General features: G+C 67.9%; 21 protein-coding genes. 5 read left to right on the forward strand and 16 right to left on the reverse strand.

Going from position 1 to position 23,365, the window contains the following annotated elements; genetic code table 11:
- Positions 1 to 27: 27 nt before the first annotated feature.
- From EYF70_RS13825 to EYF70_RS13870, 10 genes are all read right to left on the reverse strand, one after another.
- Positions 28 to 1,032 (reverse strand): ABC transporter substrate-binding protein, encoded by a 1,005-nt coding sequence (locus EYF70_RS13825; RefSeq protein WP_131145929.1) that lies wholly within the window; start codon positions 1,030 to 1,032, stop codon positions 28 to 30.
- A 21-nt stretch (positions 1,033 to 1,053) separates the two neighbouring features.
- On the reverse strand, positions 1,054 to 1,494 hold the full coding sequence (tolR, locus tag EYF70_RS13830) for a protein TolR (protein ID WP_131145930.1): 441 nt from the start codon (positions 1,492 to 1,494) through the stop codon (positions 1,054 to 1,056).
- 2 nt (positions 1,495 to 1,496) lie between these two features.
- Positions 1,497 to 2,258: a MotA/TolQ/ExbB proton channel family protein gene (locus EYF70_RS13835; RefSeq protein ID WP_131145931.1), complete on the reverse strand. Its 762-nt coding sequence runs from the start codon at positions 2,256 to 2,258 to the stop codon at positions 1,497 to 1,499.
- A 94-nt stretch (positions 2,259 to 2,352) separates the two neighbouring features.
- Complete coding sequence (locus EYF70_RS13840; RefSeq protein ID WP_131145932.1) at positions 2,353 to 3,171, reverse strand: TonB family protein; 819 nt, start codon at positions 3,169 to 3,171, stop codon at positions 2,353 to 2,355.
- A gap of 11 nt (positions 3,172 to 3,182) precedes the next feature.
- Positions 3,183 to 4,061 carry a class II aldolase/adducin family protein gene (locus EYF70_RS13845; protein WP_131145933.1) on the reverse strand — a complete coding sequence of 293 codons (879 nt, stop codon included), beginning with the start codon at positions 4,059 to 4,061 and terminating at the stop codon, positions 3,183 to 3,185.
- A gap of 22 nt (positions 4,062 to 4,083) precedes the next feature.
- Positions 4,084 to 5,034 (reverse strand): D-isomer specific 2-hydroxyacid dehydrogenase family protein, encoded by a 951-nt coding sequence (locus EYF70_RS13850; RefSeq protein ID WP_131145934.1) that lies wholly within the window; start codon positions 5,032 to 5,034, stop codon positions 4,084 to 4,086.
- Positions 5,035 to 5,044: 10 nt separating this feature from the next.
- On the reverse strand, positions 5,045 to 6,154 hold the full coding sequence (locus tag EYF70_RS13855) for an LLM class flavin-dependent oxidoreductase (protein WP_131145935.1): 1,110 nt from the start codon (positions 6,152 to 6,154) through the stop codon (positions 5,045 to 5,047).
- 22 nt (positions 6,155 to 6,176) lie between these two features.
- Complete coding sequence (locus tag EYF70_RS13860; RefSeq protein WP_131145936.1) at positions 6,177 to 7,382, reverse strand: acyl-CoA dehydrogenase family protein; 1,206 nt, start codon at positions 7,380 to 7,382, stop codon at positions 6,177 to 6,179.
- Positions 7,383 to 7,384: 2 nt separating this feature from the next.
- Entirely contained in the window at positions 7,385 to 8,236 is an 852-nt protein-coding gene (locus EYF70_RS13865) for an ABC transporter ATP-binding protein (RefSeq protein ID WP_131145937.1), read from the reverse strand.
- A 2-nt stretch (positions 8,237 to 8,238) separates the two neighbouring features.
- Positions 8,239 to 8,997 (reverse strand): ABC transporter permease, encoded by a 759-nt coding sequence (locus tag EYF70_RS13870; protein WP_218943781.1) that lies wholly within the window; start codon positions 8,995 to 8,997, stop codon positions 8,239 to 8,241.
- 192 nt (positions 8,998 to 9,189) lie between these two features.
- On the opposite strand from EYF70_RS13870, the gene EYF70_RS13875 reads away from it, so the two are divergent.
- On the forward strand, positions 9,190 to 10,143 hold the full coding sequence (locus tag EYF70_RS13875; protein ID WP_229420855.1) for an EamA family transporter: 954 nt from the start codon (positions 9,190 to 9,192) through the stop codon (positions 10,141 to 10,143).
- A 9-nt stretch (positions 10,144 to 10,152) separates the two neighbouring features.
- On the opposite strand, the gene EYF70_RS13880 is transcribed toward EYF70_RS13875, so the two are convergent.
- The 4 genes from EYF70_RS13880 to EYF70_RS13895 all read right to left on the reverse strand — a co-directional run bounded on the left by EYF70_RS13880 (position 10,153) and on the right by EYF70_RS13895 (position 15,744).
- Positions 10,153 to 11,055: a LysR family transcriptional regulator gene (locus tag EYF70_RS13880; protein WP_131145938.1), complete on the reverse strand. Its 903-nt coding sequence runs from the start codon at positions 11,053 to 11,055 to the stop codon at positions 10,153 to 10,155.
- 76 nt (positions 11,056 to 11,131) lie between these two features.
- Positions 11,132 to 13,513 carry a TonB-dependent receptor plug domain-containing protein gene (locus EYF70_RS13885; protein ID WP_131145939.1) on the reverse strand — a complete coding sequence of 794 codons (2,382 nt, stop codon included), beginning with the start codon at positions 13,511 to 13,513 and terminating at the stop codon, positions 11,132 to 11,134.
- Between the two features lie 81 nt (positions 13,514 to 13,594).
- Positions 13,595 to 14,122, reverse strand: a complete 528-nt coding sequence (locus tag EYF70_RS13890) for a RidA family protein (protein WP_174800402.1) — start codon at positions 14,120 to 14,122, stop codon at positions 13,595 to 13,597.
- A complete protein-coding gene (locus EYF70_RS13895) occupies positions 14,122 to 15,744 on the reverse strand; it encodes a flavin monoamine oxidase family protein (RefSeq protein ID WP_131145940.1) in 1,623 nt (540 codons plus the stop codon). The genes EYF70_RS13890 and EYF70_RS13895 overlap by 1 nt, the downstream gene beginning before the upstream one ends.
- 254 nt (positions 15,745 to 15,998) lie before the next feature.
- Between EYF70_RS13895 and EYF70_RS13900 the strand changes: the two genes are divergently transcribed.
- The 4 genes from EYF70_RS13900 (at position 15,999) to EYF70_RS13915 (ending at position 21,631) form a co-directional block, all read left to right on the forward strand.
- Positions 15,999 to 16,445, forward strand: coding sequence for a MarR family winged helix-turn-helix transcriptional regulator (locus EYF70_RS13900; protein ID WP_131145941.1), 447 nt, complete (start codon positions 15,999 to 16,001; stop codon positions 16,443 to 16,445).
- Between the two features lie 140 nt (positions 16,446 to 16,585).
- Entirely contained in the window at positions 16,586 to 17,071 is a 486-nt protein-coding gene (locus EYF70_RS13905) for a dihydrofolate reductase (RefSeq protein WP_131145942.1), read from the forward strand.
- 164 nt (positions 17,072 to 17,235) lie between these two features.
- A complete protein-coding gene (locus EYF70_RS13910; protein ID WP_131145943.1) occupies positions 17,236 to 19,491 on the forward strand; it encodes an arginine/lysine/ornithine decarboxylase in 2,256 nt (751 codons plus the stop codon).
- Between the two features lie 682 nt (positions 19,492 to 20,173).
- A complete protein-coding gene (locus EYF70_RS13915; protein ID WP_229420856.1) occupies positions 20,174 to 21,631 on the forward strand; it encodes a sigma-54-dependent transcriptional regulator in 1,458 nt (485 codons plus the stop codon).
- 257 nt (positions 21,632 to 21,888) lie between these two features.
- Here the strand turns inward: EYF70_RS13915 and EYF70_RS13920 are convergent, their stop codons facing one another.
- Together EYF70_RS13920 and EYF70_RS13925 are read right to left on the reverse strand one after the other, a co-directional pair.
- Positions 21,889 to 22,620, reverse strand: coding sequence for an amidohydrolase family protein (locus EYF70_RS13920; RefSeq protein ID WP_131145944.1), 732 nt, complete (start codon positions 22,618 to 22,620; stop codon positions 21,889 to 21,891).
- Between the two features lie 9 nt (positions 22,621 to 22,629).
- Positions 22,630 to 23,325 (reverse strand): hypothetical protein, encoded by a 696-nt coding sequence (locus EYF70_RS13925; protein ID WP_131145945.1) that lies wholly within the window; start codon positions 23,323 to 23,325, stop codon positions 22,630 to 22,632.
- Positions 23,326 to 23,365: the final 40 nt, after the last annotated feature.

A 23,365-nucleotide genomic window follows, 5' to 3' on the forward strand; every position in this document is an offset into this window, starting at 1 on the left:
GTTCCTGTTCTGATTTTGTGAAAATGGTCAGGCCGGGACGAGGTACCGGCTGAAGCTGCGGTCCCACACGGGCGCGACATCGAGGCGCCGGTCCAGCAGGCCTGCCGAGGCAAAGGTATCGGCCACCTGCTGCTGCGAGCGGATCGCCGCGTCGTTCACCTGCACGAGCCGGTAGGGCTGGCTGCGGTTCCTGGTCTGGGCCAGGAACAGCTGCGGCGACACGCCGGCGATCCGGCCGCTTTTCGCCGCCCACTTTTCCGGGTTGCGGTTCATCCAGTCGTAGACCCTGGCGACCCGGGTCAGGTAGTCGCCGATCGCGGCGTGCTTGGCCGGGTCGGCGATCGCCTTCGTTGCGGCACTCAACACATAGTTGCCCGACAAATAGCCGTCGGCGGTGCGGAACACGCGCGCGCCGCCCTGCTTGGCCAGTTCCACCACCAGGCCGAAGATCACCCACGCGTCCAGCTGGCCGCTGCGGAACGCGGCCAGGCCATCCTGGGGCGACAGCGGTACCGGCGTGATGTCCTTGAACGTCAGGCCCCGCTCCTGCAGGAGCCGCAGCAGGAAATAGTGCGACGTGGTCGACCGCGCGAAGCCGATGCGCTTGCCCTTGAACTGGGCCGCGTCGGCCAGCGTCGAGTCCTTCGGCACCAGGACCACCTGGTTGTTGACGTCGCCTTTCAGCACGGCGATCACCTTCATCGGCGCATTGCCGGCCAGCGCGAAGATCGGCGGTATCTCGCTCATGCCGCCGAAATCCAGCGAGCCCGATGCCAGTGCCTCGACGATCAGGTTGCCGGCCGCGAATTCCGCCACGTCCGTGCGGTACGGCAGCTGCGCCACGCCGGCTTCGTTGAAGTAATACGTGTCGCCGCCCTTGTAGGAGCCGATGCGCAGCACGGTGTCGCGTGGCGCCGGAGCGGCCCACGCAAGCGAGGCGGCCGATGCCCCGGCCAGCGCGGCGAGCCCCGTGCCCGCCGCTGCTTTCAGGAGTGCGCGGCGTGCGCCGCCCTTCGAATCCATCGAATCCATGGTCTTGCTCCGCAGGGAAGGTTATTGTTGGGGAGGTTCCGAGACCAGCGCGATGCGCGCATAGCCGGCATCGTTGAGGGTACCCATCGTCCTGACGATGTTCCCGTAGGCCAGCGCCTGGTCGCCACGCAGGTGCACGCGCCGTTCCTTGTCGCCGCCCGCTTCCCTGGCCACCAGTTCGACCAGGTTGCCGGCATCGTCCGCGCTGCCGGCGGCGACGGCGGTCTGGTTCACGTACACCGTGCCGGCGGCGTCGATGCTGACCACGACCGGCGCCTTCGGTTCCTCGAGCGGCCGGGCGTTCGACGTCGGCAGGTCGACCTTCACGCCGGCCGCCATCATCGGCGCGGCCACCATGAAGATGATGAGCAGCACCAGCATCACGTCCACCAGCGGCGTCACGTTGATGTCGCTGACAGGGCCCACGCGGTGGGCCGGTCCTGTCTGGAGTTTCGCGCCCATGCTCAGGCTCCCTGCACGGCCAGCGTGGCGGCGCGCTCATTTCGGGTGGCCGGTTCCGGCAGGTCCGGCAGCGGCTCGCCCGATTCCAGCTGGCGCGACAGCTGCACTTCGACCAGCCCGACCAGCGTGGCCAGCCGGCCGGCGTAGTGATTCAGGTCGCCGGAGATGCGGTTGTACGCGACCACCGCGGGTATCGCCGCCACCAGGCCCAGCGCCGTGGCGAACAGCGCTTCGGCGATGCCGGGCGCGACGACGGCCAGGCTGGTGTTGTTGCTGGCGGCGATGCCCTGGAACGCGTTCATGATGCCCCACACGGTACCGAACAGGCCGACGAAGGGCGCCACCGAACCGATCGTCGCCAGCAGCTGCAAGCCCTTCTGAAGCTGCTCGGCTTCGCCGCTGGTGGCGATCTGGCCGACCCGGTTGATGCGCTCCTTCAGGCTGTCCTTGCCCGCTGGCGTGGCGTGTAAATGCTGGTGGTGGCTGGCATGCCATTCATCGGCGATGGCGTGGTAGATACGGGCGAACGGGTCTTGCGCATGCTGGCGCAGCTCGTTGGCCAGGCGTCCCAGCGAGCGTTGTCCGGCCAGCGCGGCGGACCAGTTGGCGGCGTGGCGCCGCAGGCTGGCGAAACGCAGCAGCTTGTCGACGATGACGCCCCAGCTGGCCACGGAAGCGACGACCAGCAGCACGATGATGGACTTGACGATGATGTCGGCCTGCTGGAACAGTTCCAGCGGACCGAGGTGGTTGGCGATCTGCATGATGGATCCTTGTCTTGGTTTGCGCGTTGTATGTGCTTCGGTTCTGCGTGCTTCGGTTGTGCGTGCCTCGGTTGTGTGCTTCGGTCGTTCGTGTTTAGTTCAGCTTGAAGACGATGTTCCCGGCCAGCAGGTAGCTGCTGCCGCCCAGGTCCGGCAATGCCGGGAAAGGCGCCGCGCGCTGGATGGCTTGCCGGGCCGCCTCGTCCAGCACATCGTTCCCGGACGTCTGGATGTCCACGCCGAGCAGCGCGCCCTGCGGACTCAGGGTCAGCCGGTACCCCACCCTGCCCTGCTGGCGGCGCATCTTCGCTTCGCGCGGATACTCGGTGCTGCGGTTGATGCGCGCGTACACCTGGTTCACGTAGTCGGTCGGGATGCCGTCGGTGGCGATCTGCCTGGGCGCGGGCGGCGCGGACGGCGGCGCGGGCACCTGGGCGACGGGCGCCGGTGGCGCCGGCGTGACCGGGCCGATCGGCGCGACCTGGCGCGGCGGGTCCGGCGGCGGCGTGGTTTCCGCTTCGTCGGCCGAAGCGGCGACTGTCTTCGGCACCGGCAGCGGCACCGGGGCTGGCCTGGCCGCCGTCAGCTGCTTCGGTTTTTCCGGTTCCGGTTCCGGTTCGGGTGGCGGCGGCGGTGGCGGCTTGAGCGCTTCCGGCTGCAGCCGGATCAGCTCCACCACCGGCGCGGGTGGCGGCGCGTCGCTGGCGGTGCCCGACAGCGCCCACGCGGCCAGCAGCGCCGCGCCATGCAGCGCCGCCGAAGCGGCCACGCCGCGCCCGCGCAGCCAGCCGCCATCCGGTGCATGCGACACGCCGGCCAGCGCGCCGCCCTTCAGCGCCGCCGGCGCCGGCCGTTGCACCCGGAGATTTTCCCTCGGCGACAGTGTGGCTTGGGACACGGTAGCAGTGGACATGGTGTCTCCTTTCAGTCGAACAGGTCGGGTTCTTCGCGCGTGATCACGTCCCACAGCGGCTGGAAACTGAACCAGCCGCCCGCCTCGGAACCCATCTGGCCGGCGGTGTGCAGCGCCACCTCGTGGGGGATCGGCCGCGGCGTGCCGGCTGCCTCGGACAGCAATTGCGCCTGGGCCGCGTTCTCGAAGGCGATATAGCGCCAGACGGCCGATTCCACCGTCTGCCCCACCGTCAGCAAGCCGTGGTTCTGCAGGATCACCGCCTTGCGCGGGCCCAGCGTTTCGGCAATGCGCTGCCCCTCGCTGGCGTCGAGCACCACGCCTGAAAAGTCGGAGAAGATGGCATGGTCCTCGTAGAAGGCACAGGAATCCTGCGTCAGCGGTGCCAGCAGGCGGCCCTGCGCGGCGAACGCCTTGCCCCACAGGCCGTGGGAGTGGGCGGCGGCAATCACGTCCGGCCGGGCCTTGTGCAATTCCGAGTGGATCGCGAAGGCGGCCCGGTTCAGCAGGCCATCGCCTTCGACGACCCTGCCGTCGTGGCTGACCAGCAGCAGGTCCGACACGCGCACATGGCCGAAATACACGCCGGCCGGATTGACCCAGAAATGGTCCGGGAATTCGGGATCGCGCGCCGTGATGTGGCCGGCACCGCCCATGTCGAAGCCATAGCGGGCGAACAGCCGGAACGACACGGCCAGCCGCTCCTTGCGGTGGCGGCGCTCGGCTTCCACGGTGGGCTGCGGCGGCGGCACGGCGAACACGATCCTGCCTTCCGCATCGCGCGGCGCGTTGTAGATCGCCGGGCGCGGATAGGTATCCCCACCGCGGCCCACCTGGCGCAGGTGGGGACGGGACAACGGCGCGGAATGCAATGGTGCGGGACTGCTCATGGGTTTTTCCTTGTGATGGTGGTCAGTAGCCGCGCGCCGTATCGACGACATCGGCCAGCGGCCGGCCGCTGCGGAAGCGGTCCAGGTTCGACAGGAATTTCTCGACCAGCGCCGGCACGATGCGGTCAGAGCTGGGCGAAATATGCGGCGACAGGCGCACGTTCGGATGGCCGTAGAACGGATGCCCGGCCGGCAGCGGTTCCGGCTCCGTCACGTCCAGTGTCGCCAGCGCCACCCGTCCTTCGTCCAGCGCGGCATGCAGTGCATCGTGGTCGACCAGGTTGCCGCGCGCGATATTGATCAGGTGAAGGCCGGGTTTCGCGTGCGCCAGCGTGGCGCGGTTGATCGCATGGCGCGTGGCCGGCGTGGACGGCGCGGCCAGTACCAGGTGATCGGAGCGTTCCAGCAGTTCCTCGATCGAGCGCACGGCTTCCACGCCGGGCACGTCGAACGGTGTTTCCGAGCGGCGCACCGCCAGCACGCGCAAGCCCAGCGCCACCGCGCGGCGCGCCACTTCCTGCCCGATCGAGCCGAAGCCGTACAGGCCCAGCGTGCCGCCGTGCACCACCGCCAGTTCCATGCGGCGCCAGTCGGCCGCCTGCGACAGCCAGATCTCCGGGATGCGCTTGGCCGCGCTGAAGATCGCCGCCAGCACATACTCGGCGATGGCGACCGACGCCGTGCCGCGCGCCGACGTGACGACCGGGCCGTCGAACAGCCAGTCCGGGTAGTAATCGATGCCCACCGACGCCAGCTGCACCCAGCGCACCGAGGGCCAGTTGGGCGGCGGCGGCGCCACCTTCAGCGATTGCCCTTTCGGCGCCGGCAGCGCGAACAGCACGTCGGCATCCGGCAAGTCGTGCAGCGGGCCGGGCGGCACGTCGCGCACGGCCAGCCCGGCGCGCTCGGACAGCAGCGCGTTGACGGCCGGGCTGAACTGGCTGGCGATGATCAATTCGCTACGCTCGCTCATCGGTTTTCCCTCAGGCCGCCAGCCGGTCTTGTTCTCCAGCCGCCTCGCGCGCCGCCACGGCTTCGCGCACCAGCGCGATCAGTTCGCGGCCGTATTGCAGCGCGTCCTGGATCGGGTCGAAGCCGCGGATCAGGAAAGTCGTCACGCCCAGTTCCCAGTACTTCAGCAGCGCATCGCGCACCTGTTCCGGCGTGCCCACCAGGCCGGTGGAATTGCCGGCCGCATTCGTCAGGGCGGCGATGCCGGTCCACAGCCGCTCGTCGACCACCTTGCCCTGCGCCGCCGTCTCCAGCAGGCGCTGCGACCCGGCGTTGGCCGGCTGCTTCGGCCGCGAGCTGTAGAACTTGTTGTGCTGGATCTGCTCGCCGGCGCGGGCCACGATCGCCTCCGCCCTGGCCCATGCCGCTTCCTCGGTCGCCGCCAGCACCGGGCGCAGCGACAGGCTGAAGCGGATCTGGTCGGCCCGGCCGTGGCGCGCCGCGGCGGCGCGCACCTTGCCGATCGTCTCGGCCACCTGGGCCAGCGATTCGCCCCACAGCGCGTACACGTCGGCATGCTTGCCGGCCACCTCGATCGCCGCGTCCGACGAACCGCCGAAGTAGATCGGCAGGTGCTGGCCGCGCACCGGGCGCACGCCGGCGTTCTGGCCGACATGGCGGTAGTGCGTGCCCTCATGGTTCCACGCGCCTTCCGAGGTCCAGGTCTTCCTCACCACGTCGAGGAACTCGTCGCTGCGCGCATAGCGCTCGTCGTGCGTGAGGAAATCGCCATCGCGCTGCTGTTCGGTATCGTCGCCGCCGCTGATGATGTGCACCGCCAGGCGGCCATCCGAGAAATGGTCGAGCGTGGCCAGCTGGCGCGCCGCCAGCGTGGGCGCCACGAAACCGGGCCGGTGCGCCAGCAGGATGCCCAGTTTCTCCGTTTCATGGGCGATGTAGGCGGCCACCTGGAAGCCGTCCACCGAACCGCTGCTGTGGGCCACCAGCACGCGGTCGAAGCCGGCGTATTCATGGGCGCGAGCCACCGCGCCGAGATAGCTCTTGTTGACGACGGGACCGCTGGCCAGGATGGTTTCGGTCACTTCCTGGGTGGCGGAGAAGCCGATGAATTCGATGCTCATGATGGGTCCTTGAAGGTTGTGACTACAGTGAGGGAGAGGGTGTGGCGGCCGCCAGCGCGGCGAATGCGGCCTTGCCGGCGCCGGCCAGGATCGTGTCGTTCTGCGGCGTGTGGATGCGGCTGCACAGCACGTCGCGGTAATGGCGTTCCAGCGGATTGCCGCGGGCGAGCGCCGGGTTGCCGGCCAGTTCCACGGCTTTTTCGACGGCGGCGATGGCCTGGCCGGTGACCAGGTACTTGACGCGGAACGCATCGGCCGGGTCGATGCCGCCCGTGGCGGCGGTATCGATCAGCACGCGGTTCGAGAACAGCCACGTGTCGACCTGGCCGAGCGCTTCCTGGAAACGCGGCAGGCTGGCCAGCGGCGCGCCCAGGTTGGCCGGCACACGCCCGGCCAGCCATTGCGCCAGCCAGTCGCGGGCGTTGCGGGCCACCGCGTCGTACAGCGCCGACAGCAGCACGGACATCCACAGCAGCAGCGCCGAATCGAGGTCCGGCGTGCTGCCGGCCGGCGCCACGTCGACCGCGTGCTCCAGCGGCACCAGCACATCGTCGAACACCACTTCATGGCTGCCGGTGGCGCGCATGCCCAGGTGGTCCCAGTTCTCGATGACGCGGATGCCCGGCGTGTCGCGGTGCACCAGCCAGCTGCCCACCAGCGGCGTGTCATCGTCGCTGCGCGCCCACACGGCCAGCCACGTCAGCCGCGGGATGCCGGTCGAATAGATCTTGCGCCCGCTGATGCGCCAGCCCTCGGGCGTGCGGCGTGCCACCGTGCCGGGCAGCCCGCCGCGGGCCGGCGTGCCCAGTTCCGGTTCAACGCGCAGCGCATTGACCAGCGCCCCGTTGGCCACCGTGTCGTGGGCGACCCGCTCCAGCAGGTGGCGGGGCCAGCGTTTCGCGTGCTTCGGCGAGGCATGGTGCAGGTATGTCATCGCCAGCACCAGTGCGGTGGAGGGTTCGCCGCGCGCCACGGCGGCGATCACCCGGGCTGTTTGCGCCAGCGTGGCACCGGCGCCGCCCAGCGCGCGCGGCACCGTCAGGCCGGTCAGGTTCAGTTCCTGCAGCCGCTCGAAGTTCGCATGGGGAAACGTGCCGTCGCGGTCGTGGACCGCGGCGGTGGCGGCGAATTCGGCGCCCAGTTGCGCCAGCAAGGCCGCGAAGGCGGGGCTGTCGAGGTCATGCTGCGGCAGTGCGGCCGGCGGCAGGCGAAGGATGGAAGGTGCCATGGTCAGTGGTGGGCGTAGTGGAGTTCGGGTTCGGCGCCGGCGCCGGCGGCAGGGTCGGCAGGCTCGTCGGCCTCGACGCCCAGCAGATGCAGCAGCCGGGCGCGCAGTTGCTGGAAGCCGTGGCGCTCGGCGCTGCGCGGGCGCGCTTCGCGCACCGCGATATCGGCGACGAAACGGCCCTGTTCCAGCACCAGCACGCGGTCGGCCAGCAGGATCGCTTCGTCGACGTCGTGCGTGACGAGCAGCACGGCCGGGCGGTGCCGCGCCCACAGCTGCAGGATCAGGCGGTGCATCCGGATGCGGGTCAGCGCGTCCAGCGCGGCGAACGGGTCGTCGAGCAGCAGCAGTTGCGGTTCGCGCACCAGGGCCCGGGCCAGCGCCACGCGCTGCGCCTCGCCGCCAGACAGCGTGGCCGGCCACGCGTTCTCGCGGTGCGCCAGCCCCACTTCGGCCAGCGCTTCGCGGGCCCGTTCACGGGCTTGCGGAATCCGCAGGCCCAGCGTGACGTTGCGCCAGGCACGCTTCCATGGCATCAGCCGCGGTTCCTGGAACGCCGCCGCCAGCGCCCGCGGCACTTGCAGCGAGCCGGACGTGATGCCGTCCAGGCCGGCCAGCGTGCGCAGCAGCGTGGTCTTGCCGCAGCCGCTGCGGCCCAGCAGCGCGACGAATTCGCCGGGACGGATTTCCAGGTCGAGCCCGTCGAGGATCACGTTCTGGCCGAAGCGCTTGGTGACGGCGGCGGCGCGCACGGCCACGCCGGCCGCCGCGTGCTGCGGACCTGCTTGCTCATCGGCCGGCGCCGGCGAGCCGGACCGGCGCACGGCGCCGACCAGGTTCAGTGGAAGGATCTGCATGCTTACCCCTTGATGAAGGACGGACGCCAGGCCAGCGCGTAGTGTTCGATGGCGCGGACCAGCGCATCGGTGGCCAGCCCCAGCAGGCTGTAGATCAGCAGGCAGACGACGATGACGTCGGTGCGCATGAAATCGCGGGCATTGTTGATCAGGTAGCCCAGGCCGGCGGTGGCGTTGATCTGCTCGACGGCCACCAGCGACAGCCAGGCCACGCCCAGCGAGTAGCGCAGGCCGACCAGGAACGATGGCAGTGCGCCGGGCAGGATGACGTGGACGATCAGCTGCGGATACGACAGGCCGAACAGGCGTGCCGCCTCGACCAGCTTGGCGTCGATGCCGCGGATGCCGCTGTACAGCGTGAGGTACATGGGGAACGTGGTGGCGAAGGCGATCAGGGCGATCTTGGTGAATTCGCCGATGCCGAACCACAGGATGAACAGGGGCACCAGGCCGAGGAATGGCAGGGTGCGCACCATCTGCATGGTCGAATCGACGGCCACTTCGCCCTGGCGCGTCAGCCCGGCCACCAGGGCCAGCGAGGTGCCGAGCGTCAGCGATACCGCCAGGCCCGTGAGCACGCGCTGCAGCGAGACCAGCACGTTGCCGCCGATTTCTCCGGAGACGACCAGCTCGCCCAGCGTGACGAAGATCTGCGACGGCGCCGCCAGGATCCGTTCCGGCAGCACGCCGGTACGCGACGCCGCTTCCCACAGCAGCAGCAGTGCCAGCGGACCGGCCGCGCGCCTCAACACATTGTTCATCTTCCCTCCTTGCCAGGGCCGGATGCGGCCGTTGAAAACAAGTATAGGGAGGCGAAGATTATGTTAAAACTAATTGTTTAGCACAAGGATATATGAAATTTGAGAATAATCTTGCGGCCCTGCCATGTCATGTCGAGGCACCATGAAGGTGCGTGTCCGGAGAGTTTTGGAGAGGATTCGGGCCGTGCCGCCGTGCTAGCATCGATCGTCAAGCACAAGGGAGCGGCACCGTCGATGATCTCCACAAGCGCAGGAACCGGCACGCTGCCGGCCATGATCGCCGGCGTCGCCGCCAACCTGTTCCTCGGCTTCTCCTCGCTGTTCTGGAAGGAGCTGGCCTCGGTGGCCCCGGCCACGCTGCTGGGCTACCGGATCGTGCTGTCGCTGGCGACGCTGGTGGCCGTCATGGCGCTGCTGGGGCGCTTCCAGGGACTCGGAACCCGGCTCACCGGGCGGGTCGTGGCGATCCATGCGGCGGCCGCCCTGCTGGTGGCGGGGAACTGGGGCACGTTCATCTGGGCATCCATCCATGGCCATGTCGTCGAGAGCGGACTGGGCTACCTGATCGCCCCGTTCGTCGCCATCGCCGTGGGCGCGCTGGCGCTGGGCGATCCGATGACCTGGCTGCGCAAGGGCGCGCTGGCCGTCATCATCGCCGCCGTGCTGGCGATGGTCCTGCGCAGCGGTGAATTGCAGCACTGGGTCTACCTGGTCATCGGCGCCACGTGGGGCGGCTATGCCTGCCTGAAGAAACTCACCACGCTCGATGCCTTCAGCGGCCTGCTGTGCGAAACCGTGGTGCTGGCCGCCCTGCTGGCGGTGTCGCTGGCGGCGTCGGCCACCACCATGCGCCTGCCGGCAGCCATACCGTGGCCGGCCGTGCCGGTACTGCTGGCGCTGTCCGGCCTGGTATCCGTCCTGCCGCTCTGGCTGTTCTCGCTGGCCGCGGCGCGCCTGCCGCTGTCGGTGATGGGCTTCTTCCAGTTCGTGCTGCCCACCACCCAGTTGTTCGTGGCGCTGGTTTTCTACCGCCAGGCCGTGTCGGCCAATACCCTGCTGTGCTTTGCCGCGATCTGGCTGGCACTGGGCATGCTGCTGGCCGAACCCCTGGTCAGGCGCACCCTGGGCGCGCGGCCGGCTGCGTAGGCACCGCGATCACAGCCGGCGCGACGTGGCAAACGCCTCTTCCACGGTGCCGGCGAAATGATCGATGGCATGCTGCATCGGCCCGGCCAGGTGCGGCTGGATCAGCCAGATATCCAGCACGGGCTTGAAGTCGGACACCGGCACCACGTCCAGCGCGTCGACATGGCGGCTGCGCTCGAGGATCGGGCGCGGCATCAGGCCGAGGCCGACGCCGCTGGCGACCAGGCCCAGTTGCAGGTCGGCGCCGAAGGTTTCCAGGTTGATGCGGAACGACAGGCCCTGCTCGGCCAGCGCGCGGGCCAGGCCGGCGCGGAAGCCGCAGCCATCCGGATTGAGCACCCAGCCGCCCTCGAAGATGTCGCGCAGCTTGTACGAACGCCGCGGCAACGTGCCCTTCTTCGCCACCACCGCGAGCTCGATGCGGCCCAGCGTGCGGCCCGCCAGGCCGTCGGGCAGTACCCGGGTGGCGGGAAACAGGCCGACGGCGGCATCGAGTTCGCCGTTGGCGACCCGCTCCACCAGCTGGGCGCCCCAGCCGGATGCCACTTCGGTATGCAGGCCGGGAAACGCGCCATTCAAGCCTTGCAACGCATCGAGCAGCACCACGTCGCCGATGGTCTGGATCACGCCGACGCGGAACACCCCGGTCGGCGACTGGTCGTGCTGCACCAGGTCGCGCAGCCGGTCCACCTCCAGCAGCACGCGGGCGCACTGCTCGAACACCTTGCGGCCCATCGGGCTGGCGCGCGGCGGCTTGACGCTGCGGTCCAGCAATTCCGAGCCCAGTTCCTGCTCGAAGTTCTGCACGCGCCGCGTGATGGCCGACTGGGTCAGCCCCAGCGCCTCGGCGGCGGCGCTGACGGACTGGTTGCGCACCACGGCGACGAAGGCGGCGATGTCGTCTATCTTCATGAAGGTATCGGGCTGGCTGTCCTGGAAGACCGCCATCTTACCTTTGCCACCGTGGTCGCGTAACATTTTTTACCCGCTAGAACTTGTAGCTGGCGCGCGCATAGTAGTAGCCGCCGTTGAAGCCGATCTGCGCCGCCTGGTTGTTGTACCGGTACACGCCCAGGTAGCGGGTTTCGGGCGGCATCTCGGTCGGCGTTTCATCGAACAGGTTCTGCGCGCCCAGCGCCAGCTGCCAGTCCGGCGTGGCCTGCCAGCGCAGCTCCAGGTCGGTCAGCGTCTTCGGGGCGTTTTCCACGTGCCGGAACACTGTCGTCGAATACGCGTCCGGGCCCTTGTACAGCGTGGCTTCGCTCGATGTCTTGCCGTAGCGGCTCGCATGCAGGCTCACGCTCCACGGGCCCCGGGTCCACGCGCCGCCCGCGATCAGCTTGTTCTTCGGCGACGTGCTGGTGATGTAGCTGACCTGCTGGGCGTTCAGCAGCGGGTTGCCGTTGGTATCGAAGGCGATCCGCTCCACTTTCGTGTTGTTGATGTTGGCGGCGGCATCCCAGTCGATCCGGCCGCCGCCGCCCAGCGGCGTGGTGTAGTTGAGGACGAAGTCGACGCCCTGCGTGCGGGTATCGACACCGTTGGCGAAGTAGCTGGCGCTGACGGAGACCAGGCCGGCCGGCAGCGTGATGCCGGCGGTGCGCAGCGCATCCACCGCCCGTTGCCCGGTATAGGTGCCGCCCTGGATGATGCGGTCACGGATGCGGATACGGTAGGCGTCCACCGTGATGTGCAGCCGGTCCAGCGGCTCGGCCACGAAGCCCAGGTTGATGCTGCGCGACTTTTCCGGTTTCAGCGGCTGCGCGCCGAGGGTGCGGGCCGCCGGCGAGTTCACCGCCAGCTGCCCACCGGCCGTGGTGGGCGACACCATCAGGCTGGTGTAGTTTTCCTGGGCCAGCGACGGTGCGCGAAAGCCGGTGCCCACGGTGCCGCGCAGCGCCGCCTTTTTCGTGAATTCGTAGCGGCTGGACAGCTTGGCATTGGTGGTGCTGCCGGCATCGCTGTAGTGTTCGTAGCGCGTGGCCAGCGCGGCTTCCCACTGCGGCGTGAAACGGGTCGTCAGGTCGATGTACCCCGCGCCGATGTTGCGCGAGTGCTTGCCGGCGCTGATCTCCGACAGGCCGGGCAAGGCCTGGGCGCCGCTGCCATACGACGACGCCGGGTCGCCCGCGCTCACCTGGTAGGTTTCGCGCCGGTATTCCGCGCCCAGCGCGACCTGCAACGCGGCCGGCAGCAGGCCCGTGTCGAACGCGCGCGACACGTCGCCGTTGGCCGCGGTGTGGCTGTTCCTGTAGCGCGCAAGGTGGAAGCTGGTCGGCGTGGCGCCGGTGGCGGCATACAGGTCGACGTTTGCCGAATCTTCCATGCCGATGTTCACGTTGTCGATGCCGTAGCTGACGCTGGCATCCCAGCGCCATGCGCCGTCGCCGCCGCCACGGGCGCCGGCGGTGATGCCGCCGTCGTTCTCGTTGCTGGTCTCGACGGGGCTGAAACCGTCCGGGTGCACGGCCGGCAAGCGGCTCGGCAAGCGGTAATTCTGCACGGTGGCGCCGGCCCGGTGGGCGGCCGTGGCGAACGCGTACAGTTCGGCGCCGCCCAGGTCATGGCCGGCATTGGCCGCCACCGACGTGCGCTTGCTGGCCGGATCGCCGACGATGCGGTTCGCATAGGTACCGGTGCGTTCGTCCGGCCCGCTGCGCACGCTGTGTTCGTGCCGGCGGAATTCCGCGGACAGGTGCAGGAAGCCGTCCGCGCCCAGCGCCAGGCCGGCATCGGCCGCCGCGCCCACGGTCAGCCCATCGCGCTTGTAGTAGCGGCCCGACGTGCCGGACAGCGTGCCGCCGCTGGATGACGATTTCAGGATCACGTTGATCACGCCGGCAATCGCATCGGAACCGTATTGCGCCGCGGCGCCGTCGCGCAGCACTTCGATGTGGTCGACCGCGCTGACGGGGATCAGGTCGATGTCGACCGGCGTCGAGCCCTGCTGCGAGCCCGGGTCCGCCGAGATGTTGGCGGACGTGTGGCGCCGCTTGCCGTTGACCAGCAACAGCACGTGGTTCGGACTCAGGCCACGCAGGGTCAGTGCGCTGGTGAGGTTGGCGGCGTCCCCGGCGATGGCCAGCCGGCTGACCGACGGCAGCAGCCTGACCAGCGCATCGCGCAGGTCGGTCGCGCCGGTGCGCTGCAATTCCTTGGCGCCGATCACGTCGATCGGGCTGAGGCTCTGGCCGGCGGAACGGGTGGTGTCGCGCGTACCGGTGACGACGACATCCTGGATCAGCGCGGCGCCGGCTGCGCTGTTGGCCAGGGCGCCACTGCCGCCCGGTGCGGCCTGCTGCGCCAGCGCGGCGCCGGAAACGGCCAGCGACAAGGCGGCGGCGATGGGTAATCTGTTTTTATTGGTCATGCGGATCCTGTCGTGATTGAAGTTCTGGCTGACTGCCGTGGCTGATTGCCGAGGCTCATTGCCGCGGCTCATTGCCGAGGCTCATTGCCGAGTCTTGGTGCGAACCGCCACCAGGTCGATCTCCACCAGTGCACCGGGGGCCGGCAGCGCCGCCACCTGCACGGCGGTACGCGCCGGCTTGCCGGGTTGCGCGGCGGTGCCGAAGTACTGGCCGAACGCCGCGTTCAAGCCATTGAAATCAAGCTTGTTGTCCAGCTGCGGGTCGCCGACGAGGAACACGCGCAGCTGCGCCACGTCGCCGAACGCCAGTCCCTCGGCGGCCAGCGCCGCCTGCAGCTTGCGCAGCACCGAATGCGTCTGCGCCTGCGTGTTGCCATAGGCGGCGGGGGTGCCCTTGGGTGCGGCGGGGTCGCCGACGTCGGGCAGCACGCCGCTGAAGTAGATGGTTTCGGCGCCGGCCGGCACGGTGACGGCGACGGAGATCGGGAAGTTCGAGTTCGGGATCGGTGTGCGGCGCAACTGGGGATCGGCGGCGGCGGCGTTACCGGCGGCACCGGCGAACAGGGTCAGGGCGGCCATGGCGGCCAGCGTGGCGACGGGATTCTTCATCAGGCTCTTTCAGTGGTGGAGGTGGTTTTCGAGGAGGTGCCGGCAACCGCCGCGGCGATCGCGGCCACGGCATGGTGGGCCGACAGCGCGGCGCCTTCCTGCCAGGCGCCGATCTGGCTCAGGTACTCGCCGGCAAAGTGCACGCGCCCTTCCGGCCGGTTCAGCCGCACGTATTGCCGCTCGTGCGGCGTGGCCCAATGCACCCATGGGCCCAGCGAATACGGCACCTTGTGCCAGGCCACGCTGACAGGATTCTTCAGCAGCGCGGCACTGCCGGGATGCACGCGGTCGATCACGGCGCGCGACGCGTCGAATTGCGCCTGCAGCGGCTGGCCGGTGAAGTCGCGCGCGGCCTGGCCGATGTTGTAGCAACCCACCAGCACGCCGGTCGGCTGGTGGAAGCCGCCGCTGGGATACCAGATCAGTGCCGTGGGGTGCTTGACGACGGAAATGCCGCCGTAGATATTGCTGCCGGTTTCCCAGAACCGCGCGGACTGCCAGGCGATCTTGCTGGCCGCGTCGTATTCGACGGACGCAATGGCTTCCTTCACGTCGGCCGAGAAATTGGTGTCGACCCGGGCCAGCACCGGCAGGGGGAACGTGACGATGGCGAAATCCGCTTCCAGCGTGCGCGCGTTGCCGCCATTCCGGTCGCGCACCGCCACGCTGACGCCCTTCCCGGCGCCGTCTCCCGCGCTGTTTTCCTTGTTGTGGATGGCGGCGACTTCGGTATTGAGGATGATCGCGTCGCCCAGGCGCGCCTGGAACGCGGCGGGAATGCGGTCCATGCCGCCGACCGGCTGCAGCATCGTCGGCTGGAAAATCAGCAGTTCGTCGAAGACCAGCGCGCTCCACAGGTCCGGGTCCAGCAGCGCTTCCAGCGACAGCGGTTCCGGGCGCTCGCCGGTCTGCGCATCGGCGCCGGGATACACCGTGTAGCCGGAACGCTCGCTGCCCTTGAAGGTCAGCTGGCCATCCAGGTCGCCATAGATCTTCAGGAAATCGACCAGCCTGGCCCGGTCTTCCCGGCTCAGTTCATGGTCGAGCGCGCCCCGATCGGCGGCCTTGGCCAGCAGCTCGGACACGCGGCCGCGCGCATCGTTGACGGCGCGGCGCAGCTGGACCGGCTGGCCGCCCTTGGCGGCGTCGGGCAGGAAGTAGGCGCTGCGGCTGGAGTTCACTTCCGCCTCCAGTTCCACGCCGAATTCCCGGCAATAGCCCAGGATCGTGCGATGGTGGCTGGGCAGCCGGGCCGGGCCCGCGTTGAAGTAATGGCCCGGGGCGAAGTCGGCCACCTGCACGGTGCCGTCGGTGAACTCGATGCGGGTGCCGTCGCGGATGGTCCAGTTGCGGCCGCCGACCCGGTCGCGCGCCTCGATCACGCGCACCGAATAGCCGGCCTTGCGCATTTCCCAGGCGGACACCAGCCCGGCGATGCCGGCACCGAGCACCAGCACGCTGCGGCCGTTGCCGGAGCCCGGTGCCAGGTTCAGCGGCGGGTTGGTGCGCGCACCGGCCACGTCGATCGCGCCCAGGCCGAGCGTCGCCATCGCCGCGCGCGCCGCCGCGTAACCGCCGCTGGCCGCCAGCCGCATCAGGAAAGACCTGCGTGTCACCGTCATCGAACGCTCCCGGAATGAACAAGATGGAAACGATCTTAGGGTGCCGATGATTATGTTAAAACTAATTATTTATCATAAGTAAATATGATCGATCCGCATAATCTTGTGCGGATGGCGGCGCACGCGACGGCCGGGTACGGCAAGTGCCCCGGGGATTGATCTTACAATATGCGGCCAGCCGTATTCTTCACCGTTCACTCTTCACCGTTCACTCTTCACCATTCACTCTTCACCATTCACTCTTCACCTTGCCCATGCCATTGAAAGAAGCCACGCCCGGCCGCCCTTCCGGCCTCGCCTACCTCGTCGGCCGCCTCGACCACGTGCTGAGCCGCCGCCTGCGCGAGAGCCTCGCGCCGCTTGGCCTCACCGTGACCCAGTACACGGCCCTGTCGGTGTTCCGCGCCCAGGGCTCGCTGTCGAACGCGCAGCTGGCCGAGCGCACCATGGTGTCGCCGCAGTCGGCCAACGAGATGGTCAAGGCGATGGAAGCGCAGGGCTGGATCGAACGCCGTCCGGACCCGTCCCACGGCCGCATCATCCAGATCAGCCTGACGATCGCCGGCCACGCGGTGATGGAACGCTGCGACGCCGAGGTGGTGAAAGTGGAGGCGCTGATGTTCGCGGGCCTGTCCGATGGCGAGCGCGCGGCGCTGCACGGTGCGCTGCGGGGCGCGGTGCGCGCGCTCAGCGAAGGTTGAGCGAAGACCGGGCAAGACCAGGTGAACAACTCGCGCAAACCGCGAGGCCGCAGCTTGGTGGTATGCCGCGCGGCTGCACCGCTGCGTCACACGGCTGAAGCAAAAATCGCCGATAATGGCGCACTTTCAGAAAACACACCATGACGCAACTTTCCATCATCGTCGCCATCGATCGCCAGCGCGGCATCGGCATGCGCAACACGCTGCCGTGGCACCTGCCGGAAGACCTGGCCCACTTCAAGCGCCTGACCACGGGCCACCCGATCATCATGGGCCGCAAGACCTTCGATTCGATCGGCCGGCCGCTGCCGAACCGGCGCAGCATCGTAATCACGCGCGATACGGACTGGCGGCGTGAAGGCGTCGACACCGTGCATTCGCTCGACGAGGCGGTGGCCCTGGTGGGCGATGCGCCGGCCTTCATCATCGGCGGCGCCCAGGTGTTCGATGCGGCGCTGGCCGTGGCGGACCAGCTGATCGTCACCGAGATCGACGGCGAGTTCGAATGCGACACCTTCTTCCCGCCGATCGACCCGGCCAGCTGGCAGGAAAGCGAACGCACGCGGCACCAGTCCGCCAATGGCCTGGCATTCGATATCGTGCTTTTCCGGCGCCAGCGCCGATGAGTTTTTCTGCCCCGCTCATGGTGGCGCCGCCGCCCATGCACATTGCGTAAGATTTTTCCACCTGAGCGGTGCGAATTCTGCGAGAATCGCGGACTTTTCCTTATTGGCACCCCGCCCGCCCTGGACAACACCGATCCCGGGCGGTTCTTCTTTTTGGAGACATCATGAAATTTCGTTTCCCCATCGTCATCATCGACGAGGACTTCCGTTCCGAGAACTCTTCCGGCCTGGGCATCCGCGCCCTCGCCGCGGCGATGGAGAAGGAAGGCATGGAAGTGCTGGGTGTGACCAGCTACGGCGACCTGTCGCAGTTCGCCCAGCAGCAGTCGCGCGCCTCGGCCTTCATCCTGTCGATCGACGACGAGGAATTCGGCGCCGGCTCGAAGGAAGAAACCGACCACGCTTTGAAGTCGCTGCGCGCGTTCGTGGAAGAGATCCGCTACAAGAACGCCGATATCCCGATCTACCTGTACGGCGAAACGCGCACCTCGCGCCACATCCCGAACGACATCCTGCGCGAACTGCACGGCTTCATCCACATGTTCGAGGACACGCCGGAATTCGTGGCGCGCCACATCATCCGCGAAGCGAAGAGCTACCTGGACGGCCTGTCGCCGCCGTTCTTCCGCGCGCTGGTGCACTACGCGAACGACGGCTCGTACTCGTGGCACTGCCCGGGCCACTCGGGCGGCGTGGCCTTCCTGAAGTCGCCGATCGGCCAGATGTTCCACCAGTTCTTCGGCGAGAACATGCTGCGCGCGGACGTCTGCAACGCCGTGGAAGAGCTGGGCCAGCTGCTGGACCACACCGGCCCGGTCGCCGCCTCCGAGCGCAACGCGGCGCGCATCTACAACGCGGACCACTGCTACTTCGTCACCAACGGCACCTCGACGTCGAACAAGATGGTGTGGCACTCCACCGTGGCGCCGGGCGACATCGTCGTCGTCGACCGCAACTGCCACAAGTCGATCCTGCACTCGATCATCATGTGCGGCGCGATCCCCGTGTTCCTGATGCCGACCCGGAACCACCTGGGCATCATCGGGCCGATCCCGCTGGAAGAATTCTCGATGGAGTCGATCCAGAAGAAGATCGATTCGAACCCGTTCGCGCGCGACGCCAAGAACAAGAAGCCGCGCATCCTGACGATCACGCAATCGACCTACGACGGCGTGGTGTACAACGTCGAGGTGCTGCGCGAAATGCTGGACGGGAAGATCGACACGCTGCACTTCGATGAAGCATGGCTGCCGCACGCCACCTTCCACGACTTCTACAAGGACATGCACGCGATCGGCAAGGACCGCCCGCGCGCCAAGGAATCGCTGATCTTCTCGACCCAGTCGACCCACAAGCTGCTGGCCGGCCTGTCGCAGGCCTCGCAGGTGCTGGTGCGCGATTCCGAGACCGTCAAGCTGGACAAGGACATGTTCAACGAGGCTTACCTGATGCATACCTCGACCTCGCCGCAGTATTCGATCATCGCCTCGTGCGACGTGGCCGCCGCCATGATGGAAGCGCCGGGCGGCACCGCGCTGGTGGAGGAATCGATCCTGGAAGCGCTGGACTTCCGCCGCGCCATGAAGAAGGTCGACGAGGAATGGGGCAGCGACTGGTGGTTCAAGGTGTGGGGTCCGGATACCTTCGCCGAGGAAGGCATCGGCTCGCGCGAGGACTGGATCTTCAAGGCCGAGAGCGAGGAATGGCACGGCTTCGGCAAGCTGGCGCCGGGCTTCAACATGCTCGATCCGATCAAGGCCACCATCGTCAACCCGGGCCTGTCCCTGGACGGCCACTTTGCCGAGACCGGCATCCCGGCGTCGATCGTGACGAAGTACCTGGCCGAACACGGCGTGATCGTCGAGAAGTGCGGCCTGTATTCGTTCTTCATCATGTTCACGATCGGCATCACCAAGGGCCGCTGGAACACGCTGCTGACCGCGCTGCAGCAGTTCAAGGACGACTACGACAAGAACGCCCCGCTGTGGCGCATCCTGCCGGAGTTCTCGGCGAACAACCAGCGCTATGAAAAGATGGGCCTGCGCGACCTGTGCCAGCAGATCCACGATTTCTACAAGGCCTACGACGTGGCGCGCCTGACGACGGAGATGTACACGTCGAGCATGGTGCCGGCGATGAAGCCGTCCGACGCGTTCGCCAAGATGGCGCACCGCGAAATCGAGCGCGTGGCGATCGACGAACTGGAAGGCCGCATCACGTCGATCCTGCTGACGCCGTACCCGCCGGGCATCCCGCTGCTGATCCCGGGCGAACAGTTCAACCGCACGATCGTCGACTACCTGCGCTTCGCGCGCGACTTCAACGAGCGCTTCCCCGGCTTCGAGACGGACGTGCACGGGCTGGTCAAGCGCGAAGTGAACGGCAAGCGCGATTACTTCGTCGATTGCGTGAAGGAATAAGCCGAATAAGCGGAAATCACCGGCGCCGCCTCCGCGGTCCCGCCGGTTCTACTGCGATGAAGCGGCCCTTGCGACCCATGCCGTTCAGGTCAACCAACCCCAGATGCTAATACCGGGGTCAGACCCGACGGGTCTGACCCCAGCCCTCGCCGTTGGGGTGAGTTTTTGCGCTCACAATGTTTAGCCGGAGATGTCGGAGCCATCGGTGCCCGCGCGGCTGGTGTCGGACATTTTTTCGGGCGCTTCACCCGAAAAAGTGTCGGACACCGGTGTTCACCGACCAGCTACCTGATCACCGAAAACCGGTGTCGGACACCCACACCCCGGGTGTCCGACACCAGGCCTCGGCTTTCATTGGCGATGCCTGAGCGGCTGGTGTCGAAGCCACCAGTGTCCGTGCCGCTGGTGTCGGACATTTTTTCGGGCGCTTCATCCGAAAAAGTGTCGGACACCGGTGTTCGCCGACCAGCTACCTGATCAACGAAAACCGGTGTCCGACACCCACACCCCGGGTGTCCGACACCATGGCCGACGGCGTGGCGGTTCCCGGAGAGTCGTCCAGCGACCGATAGTTCCCCGTCAAGGTTTTAATTAATACAAGCAACCGGCACCTTGCGCTGCTATATTGGTCGATGCGCCGCAATGATTGCATGCGGCTATGGTCTTCACGCATGAGGTAGCCATGGCGTTGTCGATCTGGATGCAGGCGCTGGGCCAGGGCGGTGCACAAGCCGCGTCGGCCCTGCGCGCCGCGCTCGGCGGCGCCGGTGTGACCGTGCGGGATGCCGCGTTTTCGACCTCCGCCTCTGCCTCTGCTTCGACCGCTGCTTCAACCTCTGCCTCAACCTCTGCTTCAACCCCCACGGCCGCATCCATCGCCGCATCGGCGTCGGCCACCGGCTTCGGCGTGGTGCTCTGCGGCGGATGCGACGGTTCCCTGCTGCAGACCATCCAGGCGCTGGCCCTCAACGCCGCCGTGCTGGCCATCGATTGCGCGGCCGAGCCGCTGTCGCCGGACGCCATGTGGGCGCTGCTCGAGGCGGGCGCCACCGACCTGCTGCCGTGGTCGAGCGCCGAGCTGTGCGCGCAGCAGGTCGCGGCCCGCCTGCACCGATGGGATGCATTGCAAAAGCTGATGGGATCGCATGCCGTGCAGGGCTGCCTGGTCGGCGACAGCGCGCCCTGGCGTGCCCTGGTGCGCGGCGTGGTCGAGGTGGCGGCGTTCACCCAGTCGCCCGTGCTGATCACGGGCGAGACGGGTACCGGGAAGGACCTGATTGCCCGGCTGATCCACCGCTTGTCCGGCGCGACCGGCGAGCTGACGGTGCTCGACTGCACCACCCTGTCGCCCGAACTGGCCGGTTCGGAACTGTTCGGCCACGAGCGCGGCGCGTTCACGGGCGCCGTCAGCGCGCGCGACGGCGCCTTCGCGATGGCCAATGGCGGCATCCTGTTCCTCGACGAAGTGGGTGAACTGCCGCTGCCGCTGCAGGCACAGCTGCTCCGAGTCATCCAGGAGCAGCAATACAAACGGATCGGCAGCAACCAGTGGCAGCCCAGCAGGTTCAGGCTCGTGTGCGCCACCAACCGCGACCTGGAGGCGGACGTCGCCACCGGCGCATTCCGCGCCGACCTGTACTACCGGATCGCCGCGTGGCGCTGCCGCCCGCCGCCGCTGCGCGAACGGCAGGCCGACATCCTCCCGCTGGTCGACCATTTCCTGCGCCAGCTCGACCCGCAAGGCCGCGGTTGCCCGCTCGACCGGGCGGTGCGCGACTACCTGCTGACGCGCGATTACAAGGGCAATGTGCGCGACCTGCGCCAGACCGTCGCGCGCATCTGGTACCGCCACACCGGCCCCGGGCCCATCACGATCGGCGACGTGCCGCCGGACGAACGCCTGCACCGCGCCCCCGCCTGGCCCGATGCGCCCTTCTGCGACGCCATCCGCCACGCCGTCGACCGCGGCATGTCGCTGGCGCGCATCGGGCAAGCCGCCACCGACATGGCGATCCGCCTCGTGCTCGAGCAGGAAGGCGACAACAACCAGCGCGCCGCGCAACGACTCGGCGTCACGGACCGCGCCCTGCAGATCCGGCGCAAGGCCGCCCGGGAAGGCGAGACCGAAAGCCGGAGCTAGCGAGCCGCCGAAAAACGGTGACAGGCTCCATCTCAAAACCGGTGACAGGCTCCATTTAATTTACCCCAAGACCCAACTGCTGGGGTCAGACCCGGCGGGTCTGACCCCGGACCTTGCACTTAGGATTAGTTCGCCAAAGCGGCATCTCGAAACCGGTGACAGGCTCCATTTAATTTGCAACATTTCCCGGAAAATGGTGCCTGTCACCGTTTTTCCTGTCGCGCCTTTAGTAATCGGAGCCTGTCACTGGTTTTCCATCAGCCGCGCTTGCCGATCAGGCGCAGGAAGTTCAGGCCGGTGACGAGCGCCTCGTCCTCCTTGTTCAACCCCAGCAGCCGCACCTTGTGCAGTTCCAGGCCGGGGTGCAGCCAGGGGCCGTCCGACCCGAACAGCACCTTGTGCGGCCCGGCGCGGCGCACGGCCTCGCACAGCAGGTCGAAGCGCCGGATACCGGAGGTGTCCGTGTAGATGTTCGGATGCCGCACCAGGTGGTCGATCAGCGCGAGCTGCGACGACCACTGGTCGCCGAAGCTGCCCAGGTGCGGCAGGATGAAATCCACGTCCGGGTATTGGGTGGCCAGCAGTTCGGCCACGTGCACGTCGCCCATCGGGTCGTACAGCACGGGGATGCCGAAGGCGCGCGCGGCGTCGCAGATCTCGCCGCTGATCGGCGCGTCGTGCCGGTGTACCTTGATGCCGACGAAGCCGTACCGTTCGACAGCCGTGCGCACCATCGCGTTGATGCGGCCCCGGTCGCGCCCCGCGTGCACGAAGGCGAGCCCGTAGTAGCGCTGCGGCTGCGCGGCGACCAGGGCCGCCACGGCCTCGTTGGCGCTGGCGTAGTCGGAGTGGAACGCGGCCAGCAGCACGGTGCGGTCGATGCCCGCCTTGGCGGCGCGCCGGGTATAGCGCGCCAGGGCCAGGTCGCTGTCCCACGGCCCCGTGAGGCCGTCGCCGGGGCCGGCATGGCAATGGCAGTCGATGATCATCGCGCCACGCTACAGCCGCGCCGATGGCACATGCTGCCGCATCGCCGACAGCAGCGCGGCGCGCACAGCCGCCGGGCTGCCATCGCCTTCCACGGCGTGCTGCGCGGCGCTGCCGGCCACGCGCACGAAGCGGCGCGCCATTTCCAGTTCCGCCTGTTCCGGTTCCATGCCTTCCGCCTCCATCTCCAGGGCCTTGGCCAGCGCGGAACCGGCCGCCTTGCCGATCATCGTGCCGACGCCGGGGATCGGGATCATCGAGCCGAGCGCGCCGCCGACGAAGGGCAGCGCCGTCTTGGCAATGCCCTTCAGCACGCCGCCCAGCGGCTTGGCCACCTTGGCCACCGCCGAACCGACCTTCTTGATGCCCTTCCACGCTTTCTTGAACAGGCCGCCGATGAACTGGTCCAGTTCTTCCTCGCTGGCGACCGACAGCAGCTCCATCGCCAGCTCCATCTCCTCCACTTCCGAGAACGGCCCTTCGTACTCGCCGAAGGCACCGGATTCACCACTGAATTCGCCGTTGAACTCACCGTTGAATTCGTCATTCAACTCACCATTGAACTCCCCACTGAACTCCCCACTGAATTCCCCGGCGAAGCCGCTGCCGAATTCCGCGCCGAGTCCGGCCGCGAACGGCAACACCTCGAACGCTCCCTGTGACCGGCACTTGCCGCACGTGCCGCAACTGCATTGTGATGCACCCATGTCCGCCTCCATCGTCCGTGTTCCGCTGCTGCTTGCATTG

This window comes from Pseudoduganella albidiflava, assembly GCF_004322755.1.
Taxonomy (GTDB): Bacteria; Pseudomonadota; Gammaproteobacteria; order Burkholderiales; family Burkholderiaceae_D; genus Rugamonas; species Rugamonas albidiflava.

Coding starts and splice junctions, on each gene's coding strand:
- EYF70_RS13860 (WP_131145936.1), bottom strand. CDS start 7,382: ATGGCACCTTCCATCCTTCGCCTGCCGCCGGCCGCACTGCCGCAGCAT.
- EYF70_RS13870 (WP_218943781.1), bottom strand. CDS start 8,997: ATGAACAATGTGTTGAGGCGCGCGGCCGGTCCGCTGGCACTGCTGCTG.
- EYF70_RS13865 (WP_131145937.1), bottom strand. CDS start 8,236: ATGCAGATCCTTCCACTGAACCTGGTCGGCGCCGTGCGCCGGTCCGGC.
- EYF70_RS13850 (WP_131145934.1), bottom strand. CDS start 5,034: ATGAGCGAGCGTAGCGAATTGATCATCGCCAGCCAGTTCAGCCCGGCC.
- EYF70_RS13915 (WP_229420856.1), top strand. CDS start 20,174: ATGGCGTTGTCGATCTGGATGCAGGCGCTGGGCCAGGGCGGTGCACAA.
- EYF70_RS13855 (WP_131145935.1), bottom strand. CDS start 6,154: ATGAGCATCGAATTCATCGGCTTCTCCGCCACCCAGGAAGTGACCGAA.
- EYF70_RS13845 (WP_131145933.1), bottom strand. CDS start 4,061: ATGAGCAGTCCCGCACCATTGCATTCCGCGCCGTTGTCCCGTCCCCAC.
- EYF70_RS13840 (WP_131145932.1), bottom strand. CDS start 3,171: ATGTCCACTGCTACCGTGTCCCAAGCCACACTGTCGCCGAGGGAAAAT.
- EYF70_RS13825 (WP_131145929.1), bottom strand. CDS start 1,032: ATGGATTCGATGGATTCGAAGGGCGGCGCACGCCGCGCACTCCTGAAA.
- EYF70_RS13885 (WP_131145939.1), bottom strand. CDS start 13,513: ATGACCAATAAAAACAGATTACCCATCGCCGCCGCCTTGTCGCTGGCC.
- EYF70_RS13900 (WP_131145941.1), top strand. CDS start 15,999: ATGCCATTGAAAGAAGCCACGCCCGGCCGCCCTTCCGGCCTCGCCTAC.
- EYF70_RS13880 (WP_131145938.1), bottom strand. CDS start 11,055: ATGAAGATAGACGACATCGCCGCCTTCGTCGCCGTGGTGCGCAACCAG.
- EYF70_RS13895 (WP_131145940.1), bottom strand. CDS start 15,744: ATGACGGTGACACGCAGGTCTTTCCTGATGCGGCTGGCGGCCAGCGGC.
- EYF70_RS13920 (WP_131145944.1), bottom strand. CDS start 22,620: ATGATCATCGACTGCCATTGCCATGCCGGCCCCGGCGACGGCCTCACG.
- EYF70_RS13910 (WP_131145943.1), top strand. CDS start 17,236: ATGAAATTTCGTTTCCCCATCGTCATCATCGACGAGGACTTCCGTTCC.
- EYF70_RS13905 (WP_131145942.1), top strand. CDS start 16,586: ATGACGCAACTTTCCATCATCGTCGCCATCGATCGCCAGCGCGGCATC.
- EYF70_RS13890 (WP_174800402.1), bottom strand. CDS start 14,122: ATGAAGAATCCCGTCGCCACGCTGGCCGCCATGGCCGCCCTGACCCTG.
- EYF70_RS13835 (WP_131145931.1), bottom strand. CDS start 2,258: ATGCAGATCGCCAACCACCTCGGTCCGCTGGAACTGTTCCAGCAGGCC.
- EYF70_RS13925 (WP_131145945.1), bottom strand. CDS start 23,325: ATGGGTGCATCACAATGCAGTTGCGGCACGTGCGGCAAGTGCCGGTCA.
- tolR (WP_131145930.1), bottom strand. CDS start 1,494: ATGGGCGCGAAACTCCAGACAGGACCGGCCCACCGCGTGGGCCCTGTC.